Source organism: Enterococcus sp. LJL99 (assembly GCF_054871725.1).
Genome location: NZ_JBTXLT010000024.1, coordinates 1 through 10,822 on the forward strand (window position 1 = coordinate 1; position 10,822 = coordinate 10,822).

General features: G+C 31.4%; 13 protein-coding genes. 5 read left to right on the forward strand and 8 right to left on the reverse strand.

Annotation, left to right across the window (positions count from 1 at the left end; genetic code table 11):
- Positions 1 to 255 precede the first annotated feature (255 nt).
- Complete coding sequence (locus ACYSNW_RS18020) at positions 256 to 1,176, reverse strand: helix-turn-helix transcriptional regulator (RefSeq protein WP_461746887.1); 921 nt, start codon at positions 1,174 to 1,176, stop codon at positions 256 to 258.
- A gap of 239 nt (positions 1,177 to 1,415) precedes the next feature.
- Here ACYSNW_RS18020 and ACYSNW_RS18025 point away from each other — a divergent pair, with 239 nt between their 5' ends.
- The gene (locus ACYSNW_RS18025; RefSeq protein WP_461746889.1) at positions 1,416 to 2,123 is read left to right on the forward strand and encodes an MBL fold metallo-hydrolase; all 708 of its coding nucleotides are present in this window, start codon (positions 1,416 to 1,418) and stop codon (positions 2,121 to 2,123) included.
- On the forward strand, positions 2,116 to 2,679 hold the full coding sequence (locus ACYSNW_RS18030; RefSeq protein WP_461746891.1) for a TetR/AcrR family transcriptional regulator: 564 nt from the start codon (positions 2,116 to 2,118) through the stop codon (positions 2,677 to 2,679). The genes ACYSNW_RS18025 and ACYSNW_RS18030 overlap by 8 nt, the downstream gene beginning before the upstream one ends.
- Before the next feature lie 122 nt (positions 2,680 to 2,801).
- On the opposite strand, the gene ACYSNW_RS18035 is transcribed toward ACYSNW_RS18030, so the two are convergent.
- From ACYSNW_RS18035 to ACYSNW_RS18055, 5 genes are all read right to left on the reverse strand, one after another.
- Positions 2,802 to 3,416 carry a Type 1 glutamine amidotransferase-like domain-containing protein gene (locus tag ACYSNW_RS18035; protein WP_461746893.1) on the reverse strand — a complete coding sequence of 205 codons (615 nt, stop codon included), beginning with the start codon at positions 3,414 to 3,416 and terminating at the stop codon, positions 2,802 to 2,804.
- Between the two features lie 184 nt (positions 3,417 to 3,600).
- On the reverse strand, positions 3,601 to 4,356 hold the full coding sequence (locus ACYSNW_RS18040; protein ID WP_461746895.1) for a helix-turn-helix domain-containing protein: 756 nt from the start codon (positions 4,354 to 4,356) through the stop codon (positions 3,601 to 3,603).
- A 490-nt stretch (positions 4,357 to 4,846) separates the two neighbouring features.
- Positions 4,847 to 5,719: an aldo/keto reductase gene (locus ACYSNW_RS18045; protein WP_461746897.1), complete on the reverse strand. Its 873-nt coding sequence runs from the start codon at positions 5,717 to 5,719 to the stop codon at positions 4,847 to 4,849.
- 16 nt (positions 5,720 to 5,735) lie between these two features.
- Positions 5,736 to 6,269 (reverse strand): cyclophilin-like fold protein, encoded by a 534-nt coding sequence (locus tag ACYSNW_RS18050; protein WP_461746899.1) that lies wholly within the window; start codon positions 6,267 to 6,269, stop codon positions 5,736 to 5,738.
- Positions 6,270 to 6,298: 29 nt separating this feature from the next.
- Entirely contained in the window at positions 6,299 to 6,862 is a 564-nt protein-coding gene (locus tag ACYSNW_RS18055) for a DapH/DapD/GlmU-related protein (protein WP_461746901.1), read from the reverse strand.
- Positions 6,863 to 6,971: 109 nt separating this feature from the next.
- On the opposite strand from ACYSNW_RS18055, the gene ACYSNW_RS18060 reads away from it, so the two are divergent.
- Both ACYSNW_RS18060 and ACYSNW_RS18065 read left to right on the forward strand, forming a co-directional pair.
- A complete protein-coding gene (locus ACYSNW_RS18060; RefSeq protein ID WP_461746903.1) occupies positions 6,972 to 7,835 on the forward strand; it encodes a LysR family transcriptional regulator in 864 nt (287 codons plus the stop codon).
- 390 nt (positions 7,836 to 8,225) lie between these two features.
- Positions 8,226 to 8,735, forward strand: coding sequence for a VanZ family protein (locus ACYSNW_RS18065; RefSeq protein WP_461746905.1), 510 nt, complete (start codon positions 8,226 to 8,228; stop codon positions 8,733 to 8,735).
- 504 nt (positions 8,736 to 9,239) lie between these two features.
- Here ACYSNW_RS18065 and ACYSNW_RS18070 read toward each other — a convergent pair.
- Positions 9,240 to 9,608, reverse strand: a complete 369-nt coding sequence (locus ACYSNW_RS18070) for a winged helix-turn-helix transcriptional regulator (protein WP_461746907.1) — start codon at positions 9,606 to 9,608, stop codon at positions 9,240 to 9,242.
- Between the two features lie 106 nt (positions 9,609 to 9,714).
- Between ACYSNW_RS18070 and ACYSNW_RS18075 the strand changes: the two genes are divergently transcribed.
- The gene (locus tag ACYSNW_RS18075; protein ID WP_461746909.1) at positions 9,715 to 10,287 is read left to right on the forward strand and encodes an NAD(P)H-dependent oxidoreductase; all 573 of its coding nucleotides are present in this window, start codon (positions 9,715 to 9,717) and stop codon (positions 10,285 to 10,287) included.
- A 164-nt stretch (positions 10,288 to 10,451) separates the two neighbouring features.
- On the opposite strand, the gene ACYSNW_RS18080 is transcribed toward ACYSNW_RS18075, so the two are convergent.
- Positions 10,452 to 10,822, reverse strand: a 371-nt coding sequence (locus tag ACYSNW_RS18080; RefSeq protein ID WP_461746911.1) for an LPXTG cell wall anchor domain-containing protein, incomplete at its 5' end; no start/stop codon positions are given.

Here is a 10,822-nt window from a genome sequence, read left to right on the forward strand (position 1 = left end):
TTTATCTGTAATTCTTAGCATTTTTTTGATATCATTTGACATAGACATATCGTCCTCTCTGTTTGTTTTTTTGTGGTAAATTAATCATACATGAGAACGATATGTTTTTTTATACTTAAAATGAAAAATGGGGCTGAAGAATCATTTCTGATTCATCAGTCCCATAAATTATAGAGCCAAAAACATTCGCTTTGAAAGTTTATCCAAAGCGAATGTTTTTTATTCTAAATTAATCAAACTATCTCGAATTCAACCTTAATCAAGATAAAGTTTATTCATTGTTTGAATAGCCGTAATGTGGGCTTTTTTTAATTCAATCGGTTTAATCACAGTTACCTTTGCACCAAACATCAATAAAAATGGTAGTAAATTCTTCGAGCATTCTTCTTCAAAAATCACTTCTATTTTGCCTTCAGAAATGAATTTAATTTGGTCTTCGGTAAAAAAATCAACTAACTTACCTAATTGATCCGCAGCAAATTGACAGATAATTGTTTGCTTTGAATGAGCCATTTTTTTCTTTTCAATTGATACTTTTTCCAAACAAGTGTCAATTATTTTATCATTCAACGCCTCAATTTTTCTAATTCTTGTTAATTTAAATGCCCGTTCATTTTGTCGCAAATCGCAATAAGCCTTTAGATACCAACTGCCATTTTTTAAAATTAATTGCATCGGTGAGATTTTTCGCTTTGTTTGTTGTCCATTACCTGAAATATAGTCGATTTGTATCTTATTTTTTGTTGCCATCAATTGTTGTAGTTGATAAAGTTTATCTTTAGTTGCTTGTTCGATTGATTCATGATGCAATGTCCCTTCAGCTACATTTAGTTGTAGCGAGGTTTCATTGATTATTAGTAAGCGCAATTTTTCTTTCACAGTTTGAGCGATTGAATCTGTCATAAATAGTTCTGTTTGTAATTCAAGTGCTTGCAATAACCAATTTTTTTCTCTTTCAGAGAACGTGTAACTTTGAAGCTTAAACTCGTTCATTAACTGGAAACCTCCTTCGTTCCCGTAAATGGCAACGATTGGAAAACCAGCATTTTCTAGTGTAGTGATATCTCGATAAATCGTTCGCTTGGAAACGCCAAAACGATTCGCCATTACGTTTGCTGTTACAGTTGAACGGCTTAAAAGTAAAATGATTATTGCTAGTAAACGTTCAATTTTCAATACATTCTCTCCTTTGATAGTCAAATAAATTCATTTTGATAATTTTTTAGTTAGTAAATTGTTATTTTGAATACTTCTCACGCTATCTACTAGTTTAAATGAAAAATAAATTATTTTTTTATTTTTCTTGTATGTAATATTGAATCTTTTTTACTACCATTCGTTTTAATACTTGCAAAAACTAATCTAATTAGTTAAAATACTAATTAGATTAGTTTAGATAGATAGGAGCATTCTATATGAGAATTCAACACATAAAAAATTTGTATCAATTAGCATTTTTACCTAACCTATTTCCAATCAATGCGTATATTTATAAAGAGGAAACAAGCTTAACATTGATTGATATCGGATTACCTCTCATGTGTAAATCAGTTATAGCTCTTGCTGATCAATTAGGAAAAACAATTAACCGTATCCTATTAACACATGCACACAAAGACCATGTTTCTGGCGTGGATGAACTAAAGAAAAACTATCCCAATGCTACTGTATTTATTTCTGAAAGAGACTATGCTTTACTTAATGAAGATCGAACACTTCGCCCTGAAGAAGTACCGTCACCAATCAAAGGAGGCCTTAGTAAAATAAATACTGTTCCTGATCAATTATTATACGGTGGAGAACAGATTGGCTCTTTGAAAGTTTTGTTGACACCAGGCCATACTCCAGGCTCAATTTCTTTTTTGGATAAATCCGGTATTCTAATTGCAGGAGATAGTCTTCAAACAAAAGGCGGCGTTGCTATTTCGGGTGATACTCGTCTCAGCTTTCCTTTTCCAGCGTTAGCAACTTGGTCTAAAAGCGAAGCCTTAAATAGCATAAAAAAATTACCTATAGAAAAAATCACTTTATTGGCAACAGGACACGGAAACATGATCCAAAATCCTACAACAAAAATAAAAAAAGCCTTGTCAAGAATGGAAAGGAAACTAATAAATGAGTAAAGAAAAAGTAACAAAACAAAGAATCGTTGATACAGCTATTTTGATTGCTGAAAAAAATGGATTAACTGAGCTTACATTAAAAGCTGTTGCGGCGCACTTATCTATTAAAGTTCCTTCTCTTTATAATCATATATCCGGTTTAGACGAACTATTTGATCTACTTGCTTTAGAAGGTTTACAACAACTCCATTCAGAAATCTTAAATTCAATTGTTGGTTTATCTGGTAAAACTGCTCTTCGTTCAATGGGGATTGCTTACTATGGTTTTGCTTGTAAATCTCCAATTCTATATGAAACATCACAACAACCTGCGTTTTGGAAAAGTCAAAAGACTAAGAATGTTTCTCATGATATCACAGATTTATGCCTTCAAATATTAGCCACCTCTAATCAAAGTAATGAAGAAAAAATCAACATCATCAGAGCCTTAAGAGGCTATCTTCATGGTTTTTCAACATTAGTGCTTCAAGGATCTTTTCAATTGCCAATAGGAACTGATGCAAGTTTTCAATTTGGTTTTAATGCATTATTAGAGGGTTTAACGCTCGATTGTTAAATCGATTCAATCGTATAAAAAAAGATATATTACAAGTAAAAATGAACCACAAACTATTTATATAAAAAAATAGTGTTGTTCATTCTTACTTGATTCTCTAATTAGAATTATATATCGTTTAACTATTCTATCTTAATACTATCATTAACAACAACTATCGCTTGATTGTTATTAATTGGAACTAAATTGATTCGGTTAGTATACTCTTTAGCTATTTTTTGGACTATATCAGAAAAAGGTTCTTCCATATAATGGGGTAACGGATAAAAATCAATTACGTCTAATGCATTAAGCTCTTTTAATTCAGGTGCGACCTTTGCATCATCCATCTCTTTTACATACTCAATAGTTTTAGATAGAATGATTCCGCCAGCAGATTCTCCGATATAAGGGCAGCCGCTAGATATTTTCTCTCTCAAAACAGAAATTAGTTCCTTCTTTTTTATTTCTTGTAGTAGATAGAACGTGTTACCACCTGATATATAAATCAATTGTGCATTTTTTATTTCAGTAGCGCATTTTTCTTTACTTTCATTAGCAATATCTAAAAAGTTTAACTTGTAACCTGAACTTTTAAAAAAATGAATTCCTTCATCAATATATTGTCTATACTCCTCCACGTTTCCTGCAGTTGAAATAAAAAGAATCTCCTGAATCTCTATGTTATTGTCATTGATAAACTTTGAAAACTGTCTTTCTATCCCCGCAAAATAAGAAGTAATAAGTATTTTTTTCATTTATCTTCACCCTTTCACTAACTATTCTTTAAGTATATCAAAAAAGAACGTATGTTCCTAAATATTTCTCTTGGTTTCATAAATAAAAGTTATTCAAATAGAAAAGGATTACCAAACTTATTCCTAACTATTTTAAAGGAAGTAAGCATACTAAAACATGACCAAGGTTAAATCTTCTAAGAAATTAATGATTTATTTCTTGAAATTTTCTATCAACTTCCTCTAAAAAATCTTTTAGATAAGGTCGTTCAATATCCAATTCCTTTTTTAAAATTTTTTCAAATTCATAGGACATCGTTTGATTTTCCAAAGGCTGTAATTCTTTTTTATATTCAAATGTATCATCCATTACTAGCTGTTTCCCAATCAAATCTCTTTCATTCCAAGAAACTAAAAAATTCTTTTTATTCCCTACATATTGAATACTCACCCCACTTATTAATGCTCGGTTATCCATCGTATAATTAGCATTCGCGGTTACCGATAATTGCGTTGGGAAATTCCAGAGTTTCATTGTTTTATTTTTAAACACAATATATTGAATCGAATCTTCTATCTGTGTGTAATAGAAATCTTCGTTCTGCCACTTTTGATTCACTACATTTTTATATAGCTGATCTTTTTTTTCTGTTAAAAAAGAGTAATAAAGTATTCCAACAAACAAACTACCCAAGAAAAGTAGCCCAAACCATTTTCCTATTCTTCCTACAGTCACTTGAAAATCCTTTTTCTTAATCATCTTTTTGTCTCCTCTCATTAGTTCATCAAGAGACAAATTGAAAAAATCACTTAATTGTATTAGTTGATTTAAATCTGGATAACTACGATTATTTTCCCATTTTGATACTAACTGTCTACTCACATAAAACTTATTCCCTAACTCTTCTTGGGTCAATCCTTTTTCTAACCGACACCTTTTTATAATTTTTCCTATCTCCACTTGATTCACCTCTTTAAGAAAACTATACAGACAGTATACCTGAAACATCTAGCAACAACTGGAAACATCCTACAAATACGTGCTCTACAAAGTGTAACATCCCTATAATTCTTGATTTCCCTTTAGTATTTTGTTAAAGATTGCTTTGGTAAAAAATTATCAAACCAATAAATAGAGCAACCAAGTACAAAAATATTGTTGGAATTTTTGTGCTTGGTTGCTTATTTCTGTAGAAGTTTCTTTTCTTACACCGTTTAGTTAAGTTCATAAAACAATCACTTTGAGTCGAATATTAAAACATAAATCCGATACTGCAAGCTGGACAACAAACAATGTCTGAAAAATTAGCGAAATTTTACTATGTTATACGATTTATTATTTTTTAAATTTAAAGTATTGAGATGAAATCAACTGCCTATTGTTTCAATTATATTCATTCTATTTATGATTTGTTTTGTTTATCTAAACGCTTATTTATTAGTTGAGTTCACTAAACTAATTCATTTTTTGAAGCTTTTTTAAAAACAGGAATTTCACTATTTTCTCCATAATTAAAATGATTTAATTCTTTTAAAATAGTCATATCTTCCTCTGCAATGACAAAATCGACGTCAGCATTATTTTTCATATGCGCAACATTTTGCGTTTTTGGTAATGGCAACAATTTTAGTTGTAAACAATAGCGAATAGCTAATTGCGGAATTGATACATGGTATTTAGTTGCAATCGCTGTGATTGTTTCATTTTGTAACATTTCTCCATGAGCGATTGGCGAATAAGCTTCCACCAACAATTCATTTTGTTGCGAATAATCAATTACATCAAATGGTGTATGTCCAATATGAGCTAAAATTTGATTGACCATTGGTTTGATCTGACTATTTTCCAATAAGTTTTCTAAATCAATCACTTCAAAATTAGATACACCGATTGCACGGATTTTGCCTTTTTGATATGCTTCTTCTAACGCACGCCAAGCTTCAATATTCCCTTCAAAATAATGATTCTCTTCTTGAAAAACAGCCCAAGGTTTCGGACTATGAATAATCATTAAATCGATATAGTCGATGGCTAACTTATTTAGAGATTCATCAATTGCTAGAACTGCTTCTTCATAATTTTTTATTTCTGCTGCTAACTTCGTCGTTACAAAAAGATCTTTGCGCTCAATTCCAGATGATCGAATCCCATCTCCCACGCCTTCTTCATTGCCGTAAGCTTGTGCTGTATCAATATGACGGTAACCAACTTGAATAGCTTGACGAACCATTTCCGCAGCCTGTTCATTTTCAATCATCCATGTACCAAATCCTAATTTAGGAATCTTTACACCATTTGACAATGTATATGTTTCGTTTAACATGTTAGGTTCCTCACTTTCATTTTTTGACTAACTGTACTTCTACTGTCTTCCTACCTACTAAAGTGTCGCTCAAACTTTCTGTGTTTTCAATTGAGCCGATTCGTGTATATTGATAAGAGGTCGGAAATGCACGATAAAATAGCACTAAAGTTCGCTGACCAAAAAGCATGACATCCCCTGCTTCAATTTTTTGAATGGCTTTAGCATTTGTTGGAATTGGTTGGGAAAATTCATAGTATTTTTCATTTTCATGTAAGTCGTTCATGATAAATTTTTCCGGTAATTCATCAATCAAGGCGTCTAAGGTTGGGGTATCATCAACTATTATAGGAAATTCTTTGCCATCAATCATAAAACTTAGCGATTTTTGTTCCTCCTCTTTTTGCAGAATCATTTGACTAGTTTCACTATAATCCAATCGTTTTTCCTTTGACAATTGAACAGAAGACGTAGAGGATGATTCCGATAGTTGTATTTTAGTATCATTACAAGCGGTCAAACCAACTAAAATAAAAAATAAACTAAGCAAACTTAAATAGTGAAATCTCATTTTCCTTCGTATCTTTTCTCTCATCTACTTCACACGATATGCTTCTTAATTTTAGCTGGTGATCCAGCAACCACAACATTATCTGGAACATCCTTAGTCACTGTTGAATCAGCAGCAATCACAGCATTTTCACCGACAGTTACTCCAGGTAAAATGGTGACATTCGCTCCAATCCACGCATTTTTTTTGATTCGGACAGGTTTTACTTCCATTCCTCTTCTTTTCTCTGAATCTAAAAGATGGTTTACCGTAATAATACGCGTCATTGGACCAATCAATACGTGATCTTCAATCGTAATCCCACCTAAATCTACAAAAGTCACATTTTGATTGATAAAAATATTTTTTCCAAATGTTATATGTCTTCCAAAATCAGTATAAAATGGTTGTGATACTGTTACAGACGAATCAATTTTAGTATCTGTAATACTTTCTAGATAAGCTAACATTTCTTGATTGGTTCGATATCCTGTATTTAACTCAGCAACTAGGCGTTCATTATTATGTTTTACTAAATGAATTTCTTTAAAAAAAATAGAATCAGCTACTATTTCTTGCTCCTGAATTTTCTCCAATAAAGAATAATCCGACATTTTCTCACTTCCTTTGTAGTTGATACATTTATTCTACTTGGTTATACTTAAAATAACTAATACTTATAAAGCATACCTAACTATTACTTTTAGCTATAGGAGGAAAAAGATGGAGTTACGAGTGTTAACGTACTTTTTAACTGTTGCAAGAGAACGAACGATTAGTCAGGCAGCGAAAATTTTACATGTCTCACAACCGACACTATCCAAACAATTAAAAGAACTCGAAGAAGAATTAGGCGTTCAACTTTTTATTCGTGGAAATCGAGAAATTACATTAACTGAAGATGGGGTGTACTTACAAAATCGAGGGAATGAAATTCTTTCCCTAGTCACTACGACAACCACGAATCTGCAAAAAAACGAAGTAATTAGTGGAGATCTTTCTATTGGTGGTGGCGAAACGCAAGCTTTTCAATGGATATCCTTAATTTTCAATGAATTAATCAAAGAATACCCAGATATTGCTATTCATTTATATAGTGGGAACGCTGATGATGTGAAGGAAAAAATAGATAAGGGCTTACTAGATTTTGGCTTAGTGATTGATCCAGTTGATAAGCAAAAATATGATTATGTTCGCTTACCACTGGCAGACCATTGGGGAATTTTGATTAGTGAAAACCACTCTTTAGCTACTGAACAAGTTATTACGCCAAAACAATTAAATAATCAACCATTATTGATCTCAAATCAATCACTTGTCGACAATCAATTAGCAGAATGGCTAGGAGGAAATTTAGAACATTTTCATGTGGTCGGAACCTATAATCTGCTGTACAATGCTTCTTTATTGGTCAAAGAAAGTGAGTTAGTTGCTCTATGTATTGATGGTATTATCAATACAAAAGATAGTGGTTTAGCCTTTGTTCCTTTTTCCCCACCATTAGTCGCTTCAGTAAATATTATTTGGAAAAAGAAGCAAGTTTTTTCAAATGTGGCAAAACTCTTTTTAGAAAAATTGAATGAGTAAAAAGACACAAATTTATTGAAAATGAAATTATAATTAGTTACTTTTTATTTTTTTATTATAATTTAAAAATAACATCTTAAAAAAAGATATAAAAGCAATAATTAGACTGACAACTTTTCTCAAAACTAGAATTTTTCATTGAGAATGTTAGTGATGTTGATAATTATGCTTATTTTTATAGAGAAAGTGATCAAACTTTTTGTCTATTGCTTGGAAATAGAAAAAATTGAATAATCGCTACCCTAATGGCAAAATTAAGAATCATGCTTACCCTATTTCATAAAATATTAAAATAAACGTAAAAATAAATCAGACTTAAGTCTCTTTTTTCTAAAATTTTATTTTGATACTATACACTTGTAATAAATTTTAGAACAAAGGATGATAAAAATGTATAAAAAAAGTGGCATGCTTTTATTTTCAATTTATTTGCTTATCCTTATATGGATTTTACTATTTAAGTTTTCCTTTTCTTTTCAAACGATTATTGAAACCGCAAACAATCAATCAAGGAGAATTAACTTAATTCCTTTTTCAGGTTCTCTAATTGTTAATGGACAGATCGATTTTAAGGAGATAATTGACAATCTACTTATTTTTGTACCGTTTGGTGGATTGCTTGGAATTGTCGATAAAAAAAACTCTTTTTTAAAGAAAATCTTATTTGCATTACTATTTAGTGTAGCAATCGAATTTTCCCAATACGTTTTTTCATTAGGCGCAACGGATATCACTGATGTAATAACAAACGTTTCTGGTGCAATTATAGGCTTATTGATCTATAAAGTTTTAACAATCATTTTTCCAGAACAAAAGTTAGATAAGGTTTTAGTGATAGTAGGAAGTATTATTTTAGCTCTTTCATGTCTATTTATCATCTTTCTCATTATCCTTAATTAATTATTTCATTAAAAATAGAAAAAAGATACGTAGAACGTTCTGAGCTTAAAAGAACATTCTACGTATCTTTAGTAGTTTATAGCTTTAGAAAAATATAAAATAGTCATCTAAATCAATCTTCTTTTTTAAAAGAAAGTAGGTGAGACTAAAGTAAAGACTATTTTGTTTTATCTATTAGAACTGAACAAACGTTGGTGCAAAAGTAGCTCCTACAGAAATAATCCGAAATTGTTTTAAAACACAGCAAATGAAAGGAGCTGAAGTTGCACAATACTTACTCGGTTACCAAAAATTTGAAGAACACCAAGTAGGAATCATTCAACATCGAAAGGAAACCTTTCGTGTTTCTTGTCATTTACGGAAATTCCTTCTTATTGCGATAAATCACGAAGAACATAGTGATTCAATGAGGCATCGTACCTACTTGGTTCTCGGAGCTAACCGCTTTTGTCTCAATCTCCAAATGCTATTTTTTCTTTTATATGAGCATCAATTAAGATATTTTTATTCCAGATAATTATAATCTTTTCCTTCCCGTTTTAGTCGTTCCGTTCCCCATTCGCATAGATTGTCCATTAACGGAATTAATGATAATCCTTCTTGAGAAAGACTATATTCGACTCTAGGTGGGATTTCGGGATATTCTTTTCTACAAACTAATCCTCCTTGTTCTAATTCTTTGAGCGTATTGGTCAATGTTTTGAACGACACTTCTCCAATTTTTCGCTTTAATGCATTATATCGAATAGGTCCCTCATTTAGATAGATAGCATATAAGGTAATCATTTTATATTTCCCACCAATCAAAGATAAGGTATAACCAAATCCTGTTTTTTTCAAGTCAGAAGCAGCTAGATAAGATTCTTTTTCCACAAGTAATACTCTCCTTTACGTAAGTAACGCACTTTTATTACCGTTCTTGTTTATCATTTTAGGAACTTTTATAATAAATTATATCAAACTATAAAGGAGTTCGCTTATGAAAACAATTATCTATGCACATCCATGGGACGGTAGTTTTAATCATGCGATATTGTCAGAAGTCAAAACTTATTTAAAAAATGAAGGAGAATCCTTTCATCTTATTGATTTATACCAAGATGAATTTGATCCCACTTTTTCAAAGGAAGAATTGAAAAGGTATAGCGTTGGCGATACCCCTTATTCTTTAGTTAAGAAGTATCAAGGAATGATTCGTGAATCGGATGAACTCATTTTTATTTTTCCAATTTGGTGGTACGGGTTACCTGCTATTCTAAAAGGCTTTATTGATAAAGTGATGCTTATCAACTTCGCTTATAATGAAAATGAAAAAGGTCAACTGACTGGTATGCTGACTTATATTAAAAAGACTAAGGTTCTCACAACGTCTACGATTTACCAAAGCTACATTGAAAAATCCTTTATCAGTACATTTATGGAGGGTATTCTTAATGAAATCGGTCTTCCTAGCGACAAAACAGAATGGATTAATTTCGATAAAGTTAATCTAACGACTGAAGAAAGCAGAAAAGAATATTTACGTTCTCTACCTCAAAGAATAAAGGCTTAATATCTACACATAGTAACTACCACCTATAAAAGTGGATCAAATAACAAAAAAATTTGAAGAAGAGAGGAAAAAACAATTTTGTCCCTCTCTCCTTCTATTCGGGTGAAAACCAAAACGTTATAAAGTTCATCTATTAAACATTCATGTTTTCTGTTTTTGATTTTTTATTGTTTAACCCGTTTTATTCGATAGAACAATCCAACAACGCCAATGATGAGTATACCTATAAACACTCCCCAGGTGATTGTCTCTTCTCCTGTTTTTGGTAATTTAGCTTTTGCTATTTTCTCCTTTTCAGGATTTTTGAGAATTGACTCTTCCTTCTCTTCATTTTTGTTATCGTTTGTTTTTTTCGGCTCCTCAGTTTTTTGAGATTCTTCCGTTTTTTCTGGCTGTCCCGGCGTTTCTGGTATTTTCACAAAACCAAAGTCTAAGGTTAAATCATGTTCTCCGTCTTCTTCCAATAAGCGAGATGTGGCTTCCCAAGTAGATGAATCTTTTTCTAGGTCTCCTGCTACTTCTTTCGTTGGCTCAT

Coding starts and splice junctions, on each gene's coding strand:
- ACYSNW_RS18045 (WP_461746897.1), bottom strand. CDS start 5,719: ATGTTAAACGAAACATATACATTGTCAAATGGTGTAAAGATTCCTAAA.
- ACYSNW_RS18030 (WP_461746891.1), top strand. CDS start 2,116: ATGAGTAAAGAAAAAGTAACAAAACAAAGAATCGTTGATACAGCTATT.
- ACYSNW_RS18065 (WP_461746905.1), top strand. CDS start 8,226: ATGTATAAAAAAAGTGGCATGCTTTTATTTTCAATTTATTTGCTTATC.
- ACYSNW_RS18050 (WP_461746899.1), bottom strand. CDS start 6,269: ATGAGATTTCACTATTTAAGTTTGCTTAGTTTATTTTTTATTTTAGTT.
- ACYSNW_RS18060 (WP_461746903.1), top strand. CDS start 6,972: ATGGAGTTACGAGTGTTAACGTACTTTTTAACTGTTGCAAGAGAACGA.
- ACYSNW_RS18055 (WP_461746901.1), bottom strand. CDS start 6,862: ATGTCGGATTATTCTTTATTGGAGAAAATTCAGGAGCAAGAAATAGTA.
- ACYSNW_RS18075 (WP_461746909.1), top strand. CDS start 9,715: ATGAAAACAATTATCTATGCACATCCATGGGACGGTAGTTTTAATCAT.
- ACYSNW_RS18035 (WP_461746893.1), bottom strand. CDS start 3,416: ATGAAAAAAATACTTATTACTTCTTATTTTGCGGGGATAGAAAGACAG.
- ACYSNW_RS18025 (WP_461746889.1), top strand. CDS start 1,416: ATGAGAATTCAACACATAAAAAATTTGTATCAATTAGCATTTTTACCT.